The organism is Streptomyces erythrochromogenes, from assembly GCF_040684695.1.
Taxonomy (GTDB): Bacteria; Actinomycetota; Actinomycetes; order Streptomycetales; family Streptomycetaceae; genus Streptomyces; species Streptomyces erythrochromogenes_C.
In genome coordinates this window covers 109,615-128,163 of the sequence record NZ_JBFBGM010000016.1, presented here as the reverse complement: position 1 = coordinate 128,163, position 18,549 = coordinate 109,615, and the positions used below count along the sequence as shown (strand labels likewise).

The following is an 18,549-nucleotide window of genomic DNA, read 5'->3' as shown; positions in this document are numbered from 1 at the left end:
TAGGGGACCGATGACTGAGTATGGCCGGGGCCGTGGCCCCGAACCCTGGCACCCCGAGGACCCCTTGTACGGGGACCAGGGGTGGACCGGGCACCAGACCCAGCAGGGCCAGGTGCCGTACGCCGGTGCTCCGCAGCAGGAGTACCAGCAGGAGCCCCAGTACCAGCAGCAGCACCCCCAGCAGCCGCAGTACCAGGAGTACCAGCAGTACCCCGATTACCAGCAGCAGCAGTACGGGCAGCAGCAGTACGCCCAGCAGCAGCAGCCGCAGCAGGGGTACGCCCCCCAGCAGGCCCCGGCCCAGCAGCAGTACCCCCAGCAGCAGTACGCGCAGCAGCCGGGCCAGCCCCAGCAGCCGGTGTACGACAGCCAGGGCTGGGACACCGGCCAGGGCCAGTACACGGCCGCGGTGCAGACCGACCCGTACGCGGGGGCGGACTACGCCCAGCACCCGTCCGCCGGATATCCGGGGGAGACCCCGGACCTCTACGGCACGGACGGGGCCTACCCGCCTCCGCAGCCCCCGGGCCGGCGCCACCTGGAGCCGGAACCGGTCGAGCAGGAGGAGGAGCCCGAGAGCGAGCTCCCCGTCGGCGGCGCAGGCGGTCGCGACGGTGAGGACGACGGCGACGGCGACGAGCCCCCGGGCCGGCGCGGCGGCCGTTCGAAGGGCGGCAAGCCCAAGCAGCGCAGCGGCATGGCCTGCCTGATCGCGGCCGTGGTCATCCTCGGCGTGGTGGGCGGTGGCGGCTACTACGGCTACAACTACATCAAGGCGCGGTTCGCCCCCGCCGAGGACTTCGCGGGCGAGGGCGCCGGCGAGGTCGTCGACGTCGAGATCCCCAAGGGCGCGGGCCTGGGCCAGATGGGCCGCATCCTCAAGGAAGCCGGCGTCGTGGCCAGCGCCCAGGCCTTCGTCGACGCGGCGAACGCCAACCCCAAGGGCAAGTCCATCCAGCCCGGCGTCTACCCGATGAACAAGAAGATGTCGGGTGCGGCCGCCGTCGCGCTGATGATCGACCCCACCAAGCTCAACGTCATCACCGTCACCGAGGGCATGCGCAACTCCAAGGTGTACGAGGCGATCGACAAGAAGCTGGGCAAGCCGGAGGGCACCACCAAGGAGATCGCCCAGCGCGAGGCCAAGAACCTGGGACTGCCGGCCTGGGCCGGCAACAACCCCAAGCTCATCGACCCGCTCGAGGGCTTCCTGTTCCCGACGCGCTACGACCTCAGCAAGGACAGCACGCCCGAGTCGCTGCTCAAGCTGATGGTCAAGAACGCCTCCGACAAGTACGCCGAGCTGGGCATCGAGGCCAAGGCCAAGGAGCTGGGGCTGGAGAACCCGCTGCAGGTCGTCACGGTCGCCAGCCTCGTGAACGCCGAGGGCAAGAACCACGACGACTTCCGCAAGATGTCCGAGGTCGTCTACAACCGCATGAAGAAGACCAACGACGTCACGAACCAGAAGATCGAGTTCGACTCGACGTACAACTACGTCAAGAACCAGAGCGAGATCAACTTCAACCTCAAGGAAGCCCAGGCTTTCAACAACCCGTACAACACCCACTTCATCAAGGGCCTGCCGGTCGGCCCGATCGGCAACCCGGGCATGGACGCGCTGACCGCTACGCTCAACCCGGACCACGGCGGCTGGATGTTCTTCGTGTCGGTCGACGGCAACACGACGACCTTCACCAAGACCTACGACGAGCACCTCAAGCTCGTGGCCGAGTTCCAGGAACGGCAGAAGCAGAAGAACGGCGGGTAGCAGGACATGACACGGATACGGGCCGCGGTGCTGGGTTCGCCCATCGAGCATTCGCTCTCACCGGTACTGCACCGTGCCGCGTACCGGGAGCTGGGCCTCGTCGACTGGTCGTACGACCGCTTCGAGATCGACGAGGCCGCGCTCCCGGGGTTCGTCTCCGGGCTCGGTCCCGAGTGGGCCGGGCTGTCGCTGACCATGCCGCTCAAGCGGGCGGTCATCCCGCTGCTGGACGGCGTCAGCGACACGGCGGCCTCCGTCGAGGCGGTCAACACGGTCGTCCTCACCGAGGACGGCCGGCGCCTCGGCGACAACACCGACATCCCCGGCATCGTCGCCGCGCTGCACGAGCGCGGCGTCGAGAAGGTGTCCTCGGCGGCCATCCTCGGCGCCGGGGCCACCGCCTCCTCGGCCCTCGCCGCGCTCTCGCGGATCTGCACCGGCGAGGTCACGGCGTACGTCCGCTCGTCGGCGCGCGCCGACGAGATGCGGCAGTGGGGCGAGCGGCTCGGCGTGGCCGTCCGCACGGCCGACTGGTCCGAGGCGGCCGGTGCGCTCCGGGCCCCCCTGGTCATCGCGACCACCCCGGCCGGAGCCACCGACGAACTGGCCGCGGCGGTTCCGGACGCCCCGGGCACCCTCTTCGACGTCCTCTACGACCCCTGGCCCACGGCCCTGGCCGCCGCCTGGTCGCAGCGCGGGGGCAATCTCCTGGGCGGCCTGGACCTGCTGGTGCACCAGGCGGTCCTCCAGGTCGAGCAGATGACCGGCCGCTCCCCGGCGCCCCTCGAAGTGATGCGGCGGGCGGGCCTCGCGGCCCTTTCCGGATCCCACTGAGGCCGCGGCGCCGAGGGCGGTCCCGCCCGGCCGACGATCTTGGCGGGATTGCGCCTACTCGTCGGTAATATCGCCCGTTACCCTGTTCACCTGCACTTTTACAGGGGGTTGGGATGGACGGGGCGGACACGGATCAGGCACTCGCATCGAAGTGGGACATCCCCTTCATCCTGTTCGGCGCGATCAGAGTGGCCTTCGGGGACCTGCCGGTCTGGGCCAAGGTCCTGGTTCTCGGACTCGTGGGTTCCGTCGCCGTGTGGACGGCGATCACCTGGCTCCGCGTGCGCCGCGGCCGGGTCCGCTGACCAGCGGGGCGTCCGACAGTTGGACCGGGGCCCGTGGAACCCCTCCGGACGTGGGAGGATTCGGGTGAGGCGGGTCCGGGCCGCGCACCCGATCGCGCCGTCGCAGTACCAGGCGCGAGCATGAGGAGCATCGTTGAGCAGGTTGCGTTGGCTGACCGCGGGAGAGTCGCACGGACCGGCACTGGTCGCGACGCTGGAGGGTCTTCCCGCCGGCGTCCCGGTCACCACCGAGCTGGTGGCCGATCACCTGGCCCGGCGCCGGCTCGGCTATGGCCGCGGTGCCCGCATGAAGTTCGAGCAGGACGAGATCACCTTCCTCGGCGGCGTCCGCCACGGCCTGTCCCAGGGCGGCCCGGTCGCGGTCATGATCGGCAACACCGAGTGGCCCAAGTGGGAGACCGTGATGTCGGCCGACCCGGTCGACCCCTCGCTCCTGAAGGAGACCGGCCGCAACGCGCCGCTGACCCGCCCGCGCCCCGGCCACGCCGACCTCGCGGGCATGCAGAAGTACGGCTTCGACGAGGCCCGGCCGATCCTGGAGCGCGCCAGCGCCCGTGAGACCGCCGCCCGCGTCGCCCTCGGCGCCGTCGCCCGCTCCTTCATCAAGGAGGTCGCGGGCATCGAGATCGTCTCCCACGTGGTCGAGCTGGCCGCGGCCAAGGCCCCGTACGGCGTCTACCCGACCCCGGCCGACGTGGAGAAGCTCGACGCCGACCCGGTGCGCTGCCTCGACGCCGACGCCAGCAAGGCGATGGTCGCCGAGATCGACCAGGCCCACAAGGACGGCGACACCCTCGGCGGCGTCGTCGAGGTCCTCGCCTACGGCGTCCCGGTCGGCCTCGGCTCGCACGTCCACTGGGACCGCCGGCTCGACGCCCGCCTCGCCGCCGCCCTCATGGGCATCCAGGCCATCAAGGGCGTCGAGGTCGGCGACGGCTTCGAGCTCGCCCGCGTGCCCGGCTCGAAGGCGCACGACGAGATCGTCTCCACCCCCGAGGGCATCAAGCGCACCTCCGGCCGCTCCGGCGGCACCGAGGGCGGCCTGACCACCGGCGAGCTGCTGCGCGTCCGCGCCGCGATGAAGCCCATCGCGACCGTCCCGCGTGCCCTGGCGACCGTCGACGTCGCCACCGGCGAGGCGGCCGTGGCCCACCACCAGCGCTCCGACGTCTGCGCCGTGCCGGCCGCGGGCATCGTCGCCGAGGCGATGGTCGCCCTCGTGCTGGCCGACGCCGTCGTCGAGAAGTTCGGCGGCGACTCGGTCCCCGAGACCCGCCGCAACGTCCAGGCCTACCTCGACAACCTGCAGATCCGGTGACGGGCGGACCGCTCGTCGTCCTCGTCGGGCCCATGGGGTCCGGCAAGTCCACGGTGGGGGCGCTGCTCGCCGAGCGGCTCGGCGTCCCCTACCGGGACACCGACGCGGACATCGTCACGGCCCAGGGCCGGCCGATCTCCGACATCTTCGTCGACGAGGGCGAGCCGTACTTCCGTGAGCTGGAGCGGCAGGCCGTCGCGGCCGCCGTCGCCGAGCACACCGGAGTCCTCGCCCTCGGCGGCGGCGCCGTCCTCGACGAGGGCACCCGCGAACTGCTCACGGGCCGGCCCGTCGCCTACCTCTCGATGGACGTGGAGGAAGCCGTACGGCGCGTGGGCCTCGGCACAGCGCGCCCGCTGCTCGCCGTCAACCCGCGCCGCCAGTGGCGCGAACTGATGGACGCCCGGCGCCCCCTGTACACCGAAGTCGCGCGCGTCGTCGTGGCCACCGACGACCGCACCCCCGAAGAGGTCGCCCAGGCGGTCCTCGACGCTCTGGAGTTGAAGGACGTATGACAGACCAGGTGACGCGGATCCACGTCGGCGGAAGCGCCGGCCATGAGCCGTACGACGTGCTGGTCGGGCAGCAGCTGCTCGGCGAGCTCGGCTCCCTGATCGGTACGAAGGCCCAGCGGGTCGCCGTGATCCACCCCGAGGCCCTCGCCTCGACCGGTGAGGCCCTGCGCGACGACCTCGCCGACCAGGGCTACGAGGCGATCGCCATCCAGGTGCCGAACGCCGAAGAGGCCAAGACGATCGAGGTCGCCGCGTACTGCTGGAAGGCGCTCGGCCAGTCCGGCTTCACCCGTACCGACGTCATCGTCGGCGTCGGCGGCGGAGCCACCACCGACCTCGCGGGCTTCGTCGCGGCCGGCTGGCTGCGGGGCGTGCGCTGGGTCGCCGTACCGACCACGGTCCTGGCGATGGTCGACGCGGCCGTCGGCGGCAAGACCGGCATCAACACCGCCGAGGGCAAGAACCTCGTCGGCGCCTTCCACCCGCCCGCCGGAGTGCTCTGCGACCTGGCGGCGCTGGAATCGCTGCCGGTCAACGACTACGTCAGCGGCCTCGCCGAGATCATCAAGGCCGGATTCATCTCCGACCCGAAGATCCTCGACCTCATCGAGGAGGACCCGCAGGCGGCCCGTACGCCCGCGGGCCCGCACACCGCGGAGCTGATCGTGCGCTCCATCCAGGTCAAGGCGGACGTCGTCTCCAGCGACCTCAAGGAATCGGGGCTGCGGGAGATCCTCAACTACGGCCACACCCTCGCGCACGCCATCGAGAAGAACGAGCGCTACAAGTGGCGGCACGGCGCGGCCGTGTCGGTCGGCATGGTCTTCGCCGCCGAACTCGGCCGGCTCGCCGGCCGCCTCGACGACGCCACCGCCGACCGGCACAAGGCGGTCCTCGCCTCGGTCGGGCTGCCGCTGACCTACCGCGGCGACCAGTGGCCCAAGCTGCTCCAGACCATGCAGGTCGACAAGAAGTCCCGCGGCAACCTGCTGCGCTTCATCGTCCTGGACGGACTGGGCAAGCCGACCGTCCTGGAGGGCCCCGACCCCGCGCACCTGATCGCCGCCTACGGCGAGGTGTCGGCGTGAGCCGCCGCGTCCTCGTTCTGAACGGCCCGAACCTGGGCCGGCTCGGCTCGCGCGAGCCCGACGTGTACGGGGCCACCTCGTACGCGGGACTCGTGGACAGCTGCCGCGCGCTCGGCGAGGAACTCGGCTTCGACGTCGAGGTCCGCGAGACCAACGACGAGGGCGAGATGATCCGCTGGCTGCACGAGGCGGCGGACGGGAAGCTCCCCGTGGTCATCAACCCGGGGGCCTTCACCCACTACTCGTACGGCATGCGGGACGCGGCCGCGCAGCGCACGGCGCCGCTGATCGAGGTGCACATCTCGAACCCGTACGCCCGCGAGGAGTTCCGGCACACCTCGGTCATCGCCGCCGTGGCGACCGGGACCGTGGCAGGCTTCGGGATCGGCTCCTACCGGCTGGCGCTGCGTGCGCTGGCCGACGAGACCGACGCCTGAGACACCCGCCCGGCGGCCTGGTGGACGGCCGGGCCTCCGCGGTCATATAACGTTCTCGCATCAGTCGCAGGAACGAGACGGAGTGGCAGCGGATGCACCAAGGAGTGGGTGGCGGGGCCTGGGGGCAGCCGGGGCAGAGTCCTTCGGCGCCCCCGCAACCGCCCATACCCCCGGCGCAGGGCTGGCCGGGTTCGCCCCCGCCCCCGCCGCCGTCCCAGCAGCCGGTCCCACCGCAGGTGGCGCCCGTACCGGAGGCCACGGGGCACATCCCGCTGCCGCCCGCGGTGGCGGGAACCGGCGGCGCCGTGCTCGCGGTCCTGCTGATCGGGCCGGCCGGCGCCGGGAAGACCACCGTGGCCCGGCACTGGGCCAGCACCCGGCCCGTGCCGACCGCCCACATCAGCCTCGACGACGTGCGCGAATGGGTCTGCTCCGGCTTCGCCGACCCGCAGGCCGGATGGAACGAGCACTCCGAGGCGCAGTACCGGCTCGCCCGCCGCACCTGCGGCTTCGCGGCCCGCAACTACCTGGCCAACGGCATCTCGTGCATCCTCGACGACGCCGTCTTCCCCGACCGGCCCGTGGTGGGCCTCGGCGGCTGGAAGCGGCACGTGGGCCCCGCCCTGCTGCCGGTCGTGCTCCTGCCCGGCCTGGAGATCGTCCTGGAGCGCAACGCCGAGCGCTCCGGGAACCGCCGCCTCTCCGACGAGGAGGTCGCCCGCATCCACGGCCGGATGGCCGGCTGGTACGGCTCCGGGCTGCCGATCATCGACAACTCCCACCTCGACGTCGAAGGCACCGCCCGTGCCCTCGACGAGGCCCTGGCCAGGGCCATGCCGGCGCCCAGCGGCTGGTGACCGCCCCGCGGGGGAGCGGGTCCCGCAGCGCGCGGCCCTCCCGTACGGGCGCCCGTACCGCGCCCGTACGGGACCCCGTACCGCGCCCCGTCCGGACGCGCTCGCCGGGCCGGATCCGCGGGGCGCTCGTACGCTCGAAGACATGTCAGACGTGTACGCCGCCCGTCGGGGCCTGCTTCGCGACCGATGCGCCGCCGCGGGGAACGCCGCCGCGCTGATCACGCGTCCGGCGAACGTCCGCTACCTCTCCGGGGCGTCACCGCTCGGCGCCGTACTCCTCGTCGGACCGACCGACGACGCGATGTTCTGCGTCGGCGCACCCACCGGCGAGGCCGACGAGGGCCGCCTCGACGAACACCTCCGCGTCACCGTCCTGGCCGCCCGGGGCGGCGACCCCGCGGTCGCCGCGGCCGACGCCGCTTCCGCCGTGCGCGCCGACTCGCTCGCCGTGGAGGAGCACCACCTCACCGTCGCCCGGCACCGGGCCCTGCGCTCCGTCGCGCCCAAACTGCGCCTCGCGGACCTCGGGACGGCCGTCGAGCAGCAGCGCCTCGTCAAGGACGAGGGGGAGATCGCCTGCCTGCGGATCGCCGCCGAGATCGCCGACCAGGCGCTGGGCGAGCTGCTGGAGTCCATCCTCGTCGGGCGCACCGAACGCCACCTGGCCCTCGAGCTGGAGCGGCGCCTGGTCGACCACGGGGCGGACGGCCCGGCCTTCCCGACCTCCGTGGGCACCGGTCCGCACTCCGGGCGCTCCCGGCACCGGCCCTCCGACCGCCGGGTGGAGGAGGGCGACTTCCTCTCGGTCTGCCTGGGCGCCAACTACCGCGGCTACCGGTGCGAGATCGGCCGGACCTTCGTCATCGGCACCACCCCCGCCGACTGGCAGATCGAGCTCTACGACTGCGTGTTCACCGCCCAGCGGGCGGGCCGCGAGGCGCTGCTGCCGGGGGCCGCCTACCGCGAGGTCGACCACGCGGCCCGGTCCGTACTGGACTCCGCCGGGCACGCGGAGGCCCTCGCTCCGTGGACGGGACACGGGGTCGGCCTCGAAATCGACGAGGACCCGCAGCTTGCACCTACGGCAATGGGTAAACTGGACGCTTGCGTGCCGGTCACCGTCGAACCGGGGGTTCACCTCCCCGGCCGGGGAGGTGTCCGGATCGATGACACGCTCGTCGTACGCCCCGAGGCGGACGGCGGTCCCGAGCTACTCACCATTACGACCAAGGAGCTGCTCGCGCTCTAGCCCGCACTGCCGGGTTGTGCGCGCACCCGTGGTCTTCCAGTGCAGGAGATTCCGCAACCGTGGCTTCCACGAACGACCTCAAGAACGGCATGGTGCTCAAGCTCGACGGTGACCAGCTCTGGTCCGTCGTCGAGTTCCAGCACGTCAAGCCCGGCAAGGGCCCGGCCTTCGTGCGCACCAAGCTCAAGCACGTGCTCTCCGGCAAGGTCGTCGACAAGACCTTCAACGCCGGCACGAAGGTCGAGACGGCCACCATCGACCGCCGTGACATGCAGTTCTCTTACATGGACGGCGAGTACTTCGTCTTCATGGACATGCAGACCTACGACCAGCTGATGGTCGACAAGAAGGCCGTCGGCGACGCCGCCAACTTCCTCATCGAGGGCTTCACCGCCTCCGTGGCGCAGCACGAGGGCGAGGTGCTCTACGTCGAGCTCCCGGCCGCCGTCGAGCTCGTCATCGAGCACACCGACCCGGGCGTCCAGGGCGACCGCTCCACCGGCGGCACCAAGCCGGCGCGCCTGGAGACCGGCCACGAGATCCAGGTCCCGCTCTTCGTCAACACGGGCGAGAAGGTCAAGGTCGACACCCGCAGCAGCGACTACCTCGGCCGGGTGAACAGCTAACCGTGGCTGCCCGGAGCAACGCGCGCAAGCGCGCCTTCCAGATCCTCTTCGAGGCCGACCAGCGCGGGGTGTCCGTCCGCGAGGTCCTCGCGGACTGGATCCGCCACGCGCGGTCGGACGACCGGCAGCCGCCGGTCAGCGCCTTCACGATGGATCTCGTCGAGGGTTACGCCGACAAGGTGAACCGCATCGACGACCTGATCGTCACCTACGCCGTGGACTGGGACCTCGACCGCATGCCGGTCGCGGACCGGAACATCGTGCGGCTCGGTGCCTACGAGCTGATCTGGGTGGACGACACCCCGGACGCCGTGGCCATCGACGAGGCCGTCCAGCTGGCCAAGGAGTTCTCGACGGACGAGTCCCCCTCGTTCGTGAACGGGCTGCTGGCCCGTTTCAAGGACCTGAAGCCGAGCCTGCGGCGCAGCGAGAGCTGACCGCACGCCGCCGCACCACAGCAGCACCGGCACCGCCGTACGGAAGGGCCCGCAGCGCACACGCTGCGGGCCCTTCCGTCGTGCCGCCGCCGTCCCCTCCCGCCGCCGGGGGCGCGGGGGACGGACAAGGGGCAGGAGACGAAAAACCGGTGGCGGCCGGACCCCCGCAAGGGTCCGGCCGCCACCGGTAACGTTTCTGCTGGTGTGGGGCCCGAGGATCAGACGTCCTCGTGCGCCACCGCGCGACGGGCGTCCGCGTCCAGCACGCCCCAGCTGATGAGCTGCTCGGTCAGGACCGAGGGCGACTGGTCGTAGATGACGGCCAGGGTGCGCAGGTCGTCCTGGCGGATCGACAGCACCTTGCCGTTGTAGTCCCCGCGCTGGCTCTGGATCGTCGCCGCGTAACGCTGCAGCGGGCCGGCCTTCTCGGCGGGGACGCCCGCCAGGCGCTCCAGGTCGAGGCGCAGCTTCGGCGGCGGCTCGGCCGCCCCGCCGGGAGTCGTGCCCGGCAGCAGTTCCTGCACCGGCACCCCGTAGAAGTCCGCCAGTTCGGCAAGGCGCTGGACGGTCACGGCGCGGTCACCGCGCTCGTACGACCCGACCACCACGGCCTTCCAACGGCCCTGCGACTTCTCCTCGACACCGTGGAGGGAAAGGCCCTGCTGGGTGCGGATGGCGCGGAGCTTGGCCCCGAGCTGTTTGGCGTATTCGCTGGACATAACGCTCCCGGACGCTGTGACGCTGTGACTGCATGGACACTGCGACTACATAACTACGTGCGGCTCCGCCGCGCGGCTGGTAACTCACTGTGAGGTTACGCAGCGTTACTTGGGTGCGTCAAGCCGAATGGTCTCCGTCCCCCCGCGAGGGCGGCGCCAGCAGCCCCGTGAGCGCCCCCGCGCCACCCCCGGGTGCCGACCCACCACCGCCGCCCTGGTACCGTGTGAGACGTACATCAGACGTCCTTTAAGGTCCGTCCCGTGAGGCGGAGAAGGAGGTCCTTTTCATGGACGCCCAGCAGAACTCCGATTCCGCGCGCCCCGTACTGGAGGCGCAGGACATCGCCCGGGTCCTGACCCGTATCGCCCACGAGATCGTCGAACGCGCCAAGGGCGCCGACGACGTGGTGCTCCTCGGCATCCCCACCCGCGGTGTGTACCTCGCCCGCCGGCTGGCCGCCAAGCTCGAAGAGATCACCGGCACGAAGATCCCGGTCGGCTCCCTCGACATCACCATGTACCGCGACGACCTGCGGATGAAGCCCGCCCGCGCGATCGGTCGCACCGAGATCCCCGGCGACGACCTCGACGGCCGCCTCGTCGTCCTCGTCGACGACGTCCTCTTCTCCGGCCGCACCATCCGCGCCGCGCTCGACGCCCTCGGCGACCTCGGCCGCCCCCGCGCCGTGCAGCTCGCCGTCCTCGTCGACCGCGGCCACCGCGAACTGCCGATCCGCGCCGACTACGTCGGCAAGAACCTCCCCACGTCGCTGCGGGAGACCGTCAAGGTCCAGCTCCAGGAGGAGGACGGCCGTGACGCCGTGCTGCTCGGCCAGCGGACCGCCCAGGCAGCAGGGCAGTAGCCCACCACGACGACGGACCCCGGCGGGGTCCGCGCCTAGCCCTGCCCTGCCCGCTCGCACCCCTGCACGTCAGTCCGCTGCACGTCAGTCCGCCTGCCTCATGCCCTCCCGACCTACGGAGCCATCCAGATGAAGCGCCACCTCATCTCGGCCGCCGACCTCACGCGCGACGACGCCGTCCTGATCCTCGACACCGCCGAGGAGATGGCCCGCGTCGCGGACCGGCCGATCAAGAAGCTGCCCACCCTGCGCGGCCTCACCGTCGTCAACCTCTTCTTCGAGGACTCGACCCGCACCCGGATCTCCTTCGAGGCGGCCGCCAAGCGGCTCTCCGCCGACGTCATCAACTTCTCCGCCAAGGGCTCCTCCGTTTCCAAGGGCGAATCCCTGAAGGACACGGCGCTGACCCTGGAGGCCATGGGCGCCGACGCCGTCGTCATCCGCCACCACGCCTCCGGCGCCCCCTACCGGCTCGCGACCTCCGGCTGGATCGACTCCGCCGTCGTCAACGCCGGCGACGGCACCCACGAGCACCCCACCCAGGCCCTGCTGGACGCCTTCACCATGCGCCGCCGCCTCGTCGGCCGCGACGCAGGCCTCGGCAAGGACCTCACCGGCCGCCGCATCACCATCGTCGGCGACGTCCTGCACAGCCGCGTGGCCCGCTCCAACGTCCACCTGCTGCACACCCTCGGCGCCGAGGTCACCCTGGTGGCCCCGCCCACCCTGGTCCCGATCGGCGTCGAGACCTGGCCGTGCGAGGTCTCGTACAACCTCGACGACGTGCTGCCGAAGTCCGATGCGGTGATGATGCTGCGTGTGCAGCGCGAACGCATGAACGCCGCCTTCTTCCCGACCGAGCGCGAGTACTCCCGCCGCTACGGCCTCGACGGCGACCGCATGGCCAAGATGCCCGAGCACGCCATCGTGATGCACCCCGGCCCGATGAACCGCGGCATGGAGATCACCGCCCAGGTGGCCGACTCCGACCGCTGCACGGCCGTCGAGCAGGTCGCCAACGGCGTCTCCACCCGGATGGCCGTCCTCTACCTGCTGCTCGGAGGCTCCGAGCCCGCCGTCACGACCACCCCCGCCGCCCCCGCCCGCACCGAGGAGACCAAGTAACCATGAGCAAGATCCTTATCCGTGGCGCGAAGGTACTCGGCGGCGAGGCGCAGGACGTCCTGATCGACGGCGAGACCATCGCCGAGGTCGGCACCGGCCTGTCCGCCGAGGGCGCGACCGTCATCGAGGCCGAGGGCCAGGTCCTCCTCCCCGGCCTCGTCGACCTGCACACCCACCTGCGCGAGCCCGGCCGCGAGGACTCCGAGACCGTCCTGACCGGCACCCGCGCCGCCGCGTCCGGCGGCTACACCGCCGTCTTCGCCATGGCGAACACCTTCCCCGTCGCCGACACCGCCGGCGTCGTCGAGCAGGTATGGCGCCTGGGCAAGGAGTCCGGCTACTGCGACGTCCAGCCCATCGGCGCCGTCACCGTCGGCCTGGAGGGCAAGCAGCTCTCCGAGCTCGGCGCCATGCACGAGTCCGCCGCCCGTGTCACCGTCTTCTCCGACGACGGCAAGTGCGTCGACGACGCCGTGATCATGCGCCGCGCCCTGGAGTACGTGAAGGCCTTCGGCGGCGTCGTCGCCCAGCACGCCCAGGAGCCCCGCCTCACCGAGGGCGCCCAGATGAACGAGGGCATCGTCTCCGCCGAGCTCGGCCTCGGCGGCTGGCCCGCCGTCGCCGAGGAGTCGATCATCGCCCGCGACGTCCTCCTCGCCGAGCACGTCGGCTCCCGCGTCCACATCTGCCACCTCTCCACCGCCGGCTCCGTCGAGATCGTCCGCTGGGCCAAGTCCCGCGGCATCGACGTCACCGCCGAGGTCACCCCGCACCACCTGCTCCTCACCGACGAGCTCGTCCGCAGCTACAACGCGGTCTACAAGGTCAACCCGCCGCTGCGCACCGAGCGCGACGTCACGGCCCTGCGCGAGGCCCTCGCCGACGGCACGATCGACATCGTCGCCACCGACCACGCCCCGCACCCGCACGAGGACAAGGACTGCGAGTGGGCCGCCGCCGCCATGGGCATGGTCGGCCTGGAGACCGCGCTCTCCGTCGTCCAGCAGACGATGGTGGAGACCGGACTGCTCGACTGGGCGGGCGTCGCCGAGCGCATGAGCTTCGCCCCGGCCCGCATCGGCGGTCTCGAGAACCACGGCCGTCCCGTCTCGGCAGGTGAACCCGCGAACCTGACCCTGGTCGATACCTCGTACCGTGGTGTCGTGGACCCCGCACACTTCGCCTCCCGCAGCCGCAACACGCCTTACGAGGGCCGTGAGCTGCCGGGACGCGTCACTTACACCTTCCTGCGGGGCCGGGCAACGGTCGTGGACGGGACACTGGCGTGACACCTGCAGTAATCCAACTGGCCGCCGAGGCCGCCGAACGACAGTCGGCGGAGGTGACCAACGTAGGCGCCCGCATCGCATGGGTGATCGGCCTGGTCGTCTTCATCGCGTTCGTGTACTGGCTGATGCGGCAGGGCTGGAAATGGCGAGGGGCCCTGCAGAACGATCTGCCCGAGCTCCCCGCCGCCCCCGACGGACTCCCCGAGCACCGGCTGGCACTCACCGGCCGATACCACGGGTCGACCACCGCCGGGCAGTGGCTCGACCGGATCGTCGCCCACGGCCTCGGCGTCCGCAGCCGCGTCGAGCTCACGCTCACCGACGCGGGCCTGGACGTGGTCCGACCGGGTGCAGGCGACTTCTTCGTACCGGCCGCGCAGCTGCGCGGCGCCCGCCTCGACAAGGGAATCGCGGGCAAGGTACTCACCGAGGGCGGTCTCCTCGTCGTCACATGGGCGCACGGCGACAAGCTGATCGACTCCGGATTCCGCTCCGACCGCGCGGCCGAACACGCCGCATGGGTCGAAGCGATCAACCTCATGAACTCATCCATCACGACGGAAGGCGCCGAACGATGACGACCTCCACCAGGGGAGCAGCCAAAGCTCCCGCCGTACTCGTCCTGGAGGACGGCCGCATCTTCCGCGGCCGCGCCTACGGCGCAGTGGGGGAGACCTTCGGCGAGGCCGTGTTCTCCACCGGCATGACCGGATACCAGGAGACCCTCACCGACCCGTCGTACCACCGCCAGGTCGTCGTCATGACCGCCCCCCACGTGGGCAACACCGGCGTCAACGACGAGGACCCCGAGTCCTCCCGCATCTGGGTCTCCGGCTACGTCGTGCGCGACCCCGCACGCGTCCCCTCCAACTGGCGCTCCCGCCGCACCCTCGACGAGGAGCTCGTCAAGCAGGGCGTCGTCGGCATCTCCGGCATCGACACCCGCGCCCTGACCCGCCACCTGCGCGAGCGCGGCGCCATGCGCGTCGGCATCTTCTCCGGCGAGTCCTGGGTCGGCATCCGCGACGAGGCCCTGCTGGCCAAGGTCCGCTCGCAGCCCGAGATGAAGGGCGCGAACCTCTCCGCCGAGGTCGCCACCAAGGAGACGTACGTCGTCCCCGCCATCGGCGAGAAGCGCTTCACCGTCGCCGCCGTCGACCTCGGCATCAAGGGCATGACCCCGCACCGCATGGCCGAGCGCGGCATCGAGGTCCACGTGCTGCCCGCCACCGCCACCGTCGAGGACGTCTACGCCGTCAACCCCGACGGCGTGTTCTTCTCCAACGGCCCGGGCGACCCGGCCACCGCCGACGGCCCCGTCGCCGTCATGCAGGGCGTCCTGGAGCGCAAGACGCCGCTCTTCGGCATCTGCTTCGGCAACCAGATCCTCGGCCGCGCCCTCGGCTTCGGCACCTACAAGCTGAAGTACGGCCACCGCGGCATCAACCAGCCGGTCCAGGACCGTACCACCGGCAAGGTCGAGGTCACCGCGCACAACCACGGCTTCGCCGTCGACGCGCCCCTCGACAAGGTCTCCGAGACCCCCTACGGCCGCGCCGAGGTCTCCCACGTCTGCCTGAACGACCAGGTCGTCGAAGGCCTCCAGCTGCTCGACCAGCCGGCCTTCTCCGTCCAGTACCACCCCGAAGCGGCCGCCGGCCCGCACGACGCCGCGTACCTCTTCGACCGCTTCGTATCCCTGATGGAGGCCGAGCGTGCCTAAGCGCACCGATATCCAGTCCGTCCTGGTCATCGGCTCCGGCCCGATCGTCATCGGACAGGCCGCAGAGTTCGACTACTCCGGCACCCAGGCCTGCCGCGTCCTCAAGGCCGAGGGCCTGCGCGTCATCCTGGTCAACTCCAACCCCGCGACGATCATGACCGACCCGGAGATCGCCGACGCCACGTACGTCGAGCCGATCACCCCCGAGTTCGTCGAGAAGATCATCGCGAAGGAGCGCCCCGACGCGCTGCTCCCCACCCTCGGCGGCCAGACCGCGCTCAACACCGCCATCTCCATGCACGAGCAGGGTGTGCTGGAGAAGTACGGCGTCGAGCTCATCGGCGCCAACGTCGAGGCCATCAACAAGGGCGAGGACCGCGACCTCTTCAAGGGCGTCGTCGAGGCCGTCAAGGCCAAGATCGGCTACGGCGAGTCCGCCCGCTCGGTCATCTGCCACTCCATGGACGACGTCATCAAGGGCGTCGACACCCTCGGCGGCTACCCCGTCGTCGTCCGCCCCTCCTTCACCATGGGCGGCGCCGGCTCCGGCTTCGCCCACGACGAGGACGAGCTGCGCCGCATCGCCGGCCAGGGCCTCACGCTCTCCCCGACCACCGAGGTGCTCCTGGAGGAGTCCATCCTCGGCTGGAAGGAGTACGAGCTGGAGCTGATGCGCGACACCAAGGACAACGTGGTCGTCGTCTGCTCCATCGAGAACTTCGACCCGATGGGCGTCCACACCGGTGACTCGATCACCGTCGCCCCGGCCATGACGCTCACCGACCGCGAGTACCAGCGGCTGCGCGACATCGGCATCGCGATCATCCGCGAGGTCGGCGTCGACACCGGCGGCTGCAACATCCAGTTCGCGATCGACCCGGTCGACGGCCGCGTCATCGTCATCGAGATGAACCCCCGCGTCTCGCGCTCCTCGGCGCTCGCGTCGAAGGCCACCGGCTTCCCGATCGCCAAGATCGCCGCCAAGCTGGCCATCGGCTACACGCTCGACGAGGTCCCCAACGACATCACCGAGAAGACCCCGGCCTCCTTCGAGCCGACCCTCGACTACGTCGTCGTCAAGGCCCCGCGCTTCGCCTTCGAGAAGTTCCCGCTCGCCGACGCCACCCTCACCACGACCATGAAGTCGGTCGGCGAGGCCATGGCCATCGGCCGCAACTTCACCGAGGCCCTCCAGAAGGCCCTGCGCTCCCTGGAGAAGAAGGGCTCGCAGTTCACCTTCGTCGGCGAGCCCGGCGACAAGGCCGAGCTCCTCGCCACCGCCGTACGCCCCACCGACGGCCGCATCAACACCGTCATGCAGGCCATCCGCGCCGGCGCCACCCAGGAAGAGGTCTTCGAGTCCACGAAGATCGACCCCTGGTTCGTCGACCAGCTCTTCCTGATCAAGGAGATCGCCGACGAGCTCGCCGGCGCCGAGAAGCTGGAGCCCGAGCTGCTCGCCGAGGCCAAGCGCCACGGCTTCTCCGACGCGCAGATCGCCGAGATCCGCGGCCTGCGCGAGGACGTCGTCCGCGAGGTCCGCCACGCCCTCGGCGTCCGCCCGGTCTACAAGACGGTCGACACCTGCGCCGCCGAGTTCGCCGCGAAGACCCCGTACTTCTACTCCTCCTACGACGAGGAGTCCGAGGTCGCCCCGCGCGAGAAGCCCGCGGTCATCATCCTGGGCTCCGGCCCGAACCGCATCGGCCAGGGCATCGAGTTCGACTACTCCTGCGTCCACGCCTCCTTCGCCCTCAGCGACGCCGGCTACGAGACCGTGATGGTCAACTGCAACCCGGAGACGGTCTCCACCGACTACGACACCTCCGACCGCCTGTACTTCGAGCCGCTGACGCTCGAGGACGTGCTGGAGATCGTTCACGCCGAGTCCCTCGCCGGCCCCATCGCGGGCGTCGTCGTCCAGCTCGGCGGCCAGACCCCCCTCGGCCTCGCGCAGGCCCTCAAGGACAACGGCGTGCCCGTCGTCGGCACCTCGCCCGAGGCCATCCACGCCGCCGAGGACCGCGGCGCCTTCGGCCGGGTCCTCGCCGAGGCCGGCCTGCCGGCCCCCAAGCACGGCACCGCCACCACCTTCGCCGGCGCCAAGGCGATCGCCGACGAGATCGGCTACCCGGTCCTGGTGCGCCCGTCCTACGTGCTCGGCGGCCGCGGCATGGAGATCGTCTACGACGAGACCCGCCTGGAGTCGTACATCGCGGAGTCCACCGAGATCTCCCCGACCCGCCCCGTGCTGGTCGACCGCTTCCTCGACGACGCCATCGAGATCGACGTCGACGCCCTCTACGACGGCAACGAGCTCTACCTCGGCGGCGTCATGGAGCACATCGAGGAAGCCGGCATCCACTCCGGCGACTCGGCCTGCGCCCTGCCCCCGATCACCCTCGGCGGCTACGACATCAAGCGCCTGCGCGCCTCCACCGAGGGCATCGCCAAGGGCGTCGGCGTCCGCGGCCTGATCAACATCCAGTTCGCGATGGCCGGCGACATCCTCTACGTCCTGGAGGCCAACCCGCGCGCCTCCCGGACCGTCCCCTTCACCTCGAAGGCCACCGCCGTCCCGCTCGCGAAGGCCGCCGCCCGCATCTCGCTCGGCGCCACCATCGCCGAGCTGCGCGAAGAGGGCCTGCTCCCGAAGACCGGCGACGGCGGCACCCTGCCGATCGACGCGCCGATCTCCGTCAAGGAGGCCGTCATGCCGTGGTCGCGCTTCCGCGACATCCACGGCCGCGGCGTGGACACCGTCCTCGGCCCGGAGATGCGCTCCACCGGCGAGGTCATGGGCATCGACGCCGTCTTCGGCACCGCCTACGCCAAGTCGCAGGCCGGCGCCTACGGCCCGCTGCCCACCAAGGGCCGCGCGTTCATCTCCGTCGCCAACCGCGACAAGCGCTCGATGATCTTCCCGGCCCGCGAGCTCGTCGCCCACGGCTTCGAGCTGATGGCCACCTCCGGCACCGCCGAGGTCCTGCGCCGCAACGGCATCAACGTCACCGTCGTGCGCAAGCTCAGCGAGGGCGAGGGCCCGGGCGGCGAGAAGACCATCGTCCAGCTGATCCACGACGGCCAGGTCGACCTGATCGTCAACACCCCGTACGGCACCGGCGGCCGCCTCGACGGCTACGAGATCCGCACGGCGGCCGTGGCCCGCGGCGTCCCGTGCCTGACGACGGTCCAGGCGCTCGCCGCGGCCGTCCAGGGCATCGACGCGCTCAACCGCGGCGACGTGGGCGTCCGCTCCCTCCAGGAGCACGCGGAGCACCTGACCGCGGCCCGCGACTAGCAGCCCGTACGAAAGGGGGGCACCGGCGACAGCGACCGGTGTCCCCCCTTTCATGAGGTCCTTCAGAGCGCACAAGGGATTCAAGGGGTAAA

General features: G+C 71.1%; 18 protein-coding genes. 17 read left to right on the top strand and 1 reads right to left on the bottom strand.

What is annotated here, in order from left to right; all coding sequences use genetic code 11:
* The first annotated feature begins 10 nt into the window (after nt 1-10).
* The 11 genes from mltG to nusB all read left to right on the top strand — a co-directional run bounded on the left by mltG (nt 11) and on the right by nusB (nt 9,437).
* Complete coding sequence (mltG, locus tag AB0O53_RS23425) at nt 11-1,771, top strand: endolytic transglycosylase MltG (protein WP_365197986.1); 1,761 nt, start codon at nt 11-13, stop codon at nt 1,769-1,771.
* A 6-nt stretch (nt 1,772-1,777) separates the two neighbouring features.
* On the top strand, nt 1,778-2,605 hold the full coding sequence (locus tag AB0O53_RS23420; RefSeq protein ID WP_350996690.1) for a shikimate dehydrogenase: 828 nt from the start codon (nt 1,778-1,780) through the stop codon (nt 2,603-2,605).
* Nucleotides 2,606-2,718: 113 nt separating this feature from the next.
* On the top strand, nt 2,719-2,910 hold the full coding sequence (locus AB0O53_RS23415; protein ID WP_350996692.1) for a hypothetical protein: 192 nt from the start codon (nt 2,719-2,721) through the stop codon (nt 2,908-2,910).
* A 133-nt stretch (nt 2,911-3,043) separates the two neighbouring features.
* Complete coding sequence (gene aroC / locus AB0O53_RS23410; protein ID WP_350996694.1) at nt 3,044-4,228, top strand: chorismate synthase; 1,185 nt, start codon at nt 3,044-3,046, stop codon at nt 4,226-4,228.
* A complete protein-coding gene (locus tag AB0O53_RS23405) occupies nt 4,225-4,743 on the top strand; it encodes a shikimate kinase (protein WP_350996697.1) in 519 nt (172 codons plus the stop codon). Before aroC ends, AB0O53_RS23405 begins: the two co-directional genes overlap by 4 nt.
* Nucleotides 4,740-5,831 (top strand): 3-dehydroquinate synthase, encoded by a 1,092-nt coding sequence (gene aroB / locus AB0O53_RS23400; RefSeq protein ID WP_350996699.1) that lies wholly within the window; start codon nt 4,740-4,742, stop codon nt 5,829-5,831. The genes AB0O53_RS23405 and aroB overlap by 4 nt, the downstream gene beginning before the upstream one ends.
* Nucleotides 5,828-6,268 (top strand): type II 3-dehydroquinate dehydratase, encoded by a 441-nt coding sequence (gene aroQ, locus AB0O53_RS23395; protein WP_350996702.1) that lies wholly within the window; start codon nt 5,828-5,830, stop codon nt 6,266-6,268. Before aroB ends, aroQ begins: the two co-directional genes overlap by 4 nt.
* A gap of 92 nt (nt 6,269-6,360) precedes the next feature.
* Nucleotides 6,361-7,125 (top strand): AAA family ATPase, encoded by a 765-nt coding sequence (locus tag AB0O53_RS23390; protein ID WP_350996705.1) that lies wholly within the window; start codon nt 6,361-6,363, stop codon nt 7,123-7,125.
* A 142-nt stretch (nt 7,126-7,267) separates the two neighbouring features.
* Complete coding sequence (locus AB0O53_RS23385; protein ID WP_350996708.1) at nt 7,268-8,374, top strand: aminopeptidase P family protein; 1,107 nt, start codon at nt 7,268-7,270, stop codon at nt 8,372-8,374.
* A gap of 59 nt (nt 8,375-8,433) precedes the next feature.
* Nucleotides 8,434-9,000: an elongation factor P gene (gene efp, locus AB0O53_RS23380; RefSeq protein WP_030830204.1), complete on the top strand. Its 567-nt coding sequence runs from the start codon at nt 8,434-8,436 to the stop codon at nt 8,998-9,000.
* Between the two features lie 2 nt (nt 9,001-9,002).
* Nucleotides 9,003-9,437 (top strand): transcription antitermination factor NusB, encoded by a 435-nt coding sequence (gene nusB / locus AB0O53_RS23375; RefSeq protein WP_030656221.1) that lies wholly within the window; start codon nt 9,003-9,005, stop codon nt 9,435-9,437.
* A 218-nt stretch (nt 9,438-9,655) separates the two neighbouring features.
* Here the strand turns inward: nusB and bldD are convergent, their stop codons facing one another.
* The gene (gene bldD, locus AB0O53_RS23370; RefSeq protein WP_030026184.1) at nt 9,656-10,156 is read right to left on the bottom strand and encodes a transcriptional regulator BldD; all 501 of its coding nucleotides are present in this window, start codon (nt 10,154-10,156) and stop codon (nt 9,656-9,658) included.
* 287 nt (nt 10,157-10,443) lie between these two features.
* Here bldD and pyrR point away from each other — a divergent pair, with 287 nt between their 5' ends.
* The 6 genes from pyrR (at nt 10,444) to carB (ending at nt 18,457) form a co-directional block, all read left to right on the top strand.
* The gene (gene pyrR, locus AB0O53_RS23365) at nt 10,444-11,019 is read left to right on the top strand and encodes a bifunctional pyr operon transcriptional regulator/uracil phosphoribosyltransferase PyrR (RefSeq protein WP_030656222.1); all 576 of its coding nucleotides are present in this window, start codon (nt 10,444-10,446) and stop codon (nt 11,017-11,019) included.
* 129 nt (nt 11,020-11,148) lie between these two features.
* Nucleotides 11,149-12,144 (top strand): aspartate carbamoyltransferase catalytic subunit, encoded by a 996-nt coding sequence (locus AB0O53_RS23360; RefSeq protein WP_350996714.1) that lies wholly within the window; start codon nt 11,149-11,151, stop codon nt 12,142-12,144.
* 2 nt (nt 12,145-12,146) lie between these two features.
* Entirely contained in the window at nt 12,147-13,433 is a 1,287-nt protein-coding gene (locus tag AB0O53_RS23355; RefSeq protein WP_350996716.1) for a dihydroorotase, read from the top strand.
* Nucleotides 13,430-14,011 carry a PH-like domain-containing protein gene (locus AB0O53_RS23350; protein ID WP_350996719.1) on the top strand — a complete coding sequence of 194 codons (582 nt, stop codon included), beginning with the start codon at nt 13,430-13,432 and terminating at the stop codon, nt 14,009-14,011. The genes AB0O53_RS23355 and AB0O53_RS23350 overlap by 4 nt, the downstream gene beginning before the upstream one ends.
* Entirely contained in the window at nt 14,008-15,156 is a 1,149-nt protein-coding gene (gene carA, locus AB0O53_RS23345) for a glutamine-hydrolyzing carbamoyl-phosphate synthase small subunit (RefSeq protein WP_350996720.1), read from the top strand. The genes AB0O53_RS23350 and carA overlap by 4 nt, the downstream gene beginning before the upstream one ends.
* Complete coding sequence (gene carB / locus AB0O53_RS23340; RefSeq protein ID WP_350996722.1) at nt 15,149-18,457, top strand: carbamoyl-phosphate synthase large subunit; 3,309 nt, start codon at nt 15,149-15,151, stop codon at nt 18,455-18,457. The genes carA and carB overlap by 8 nt, the downstream gene beginning before the upstream one ends.
* The last annotated feature ends 92 nt before the right edge of the window (nt 18,458-18,549 follow it).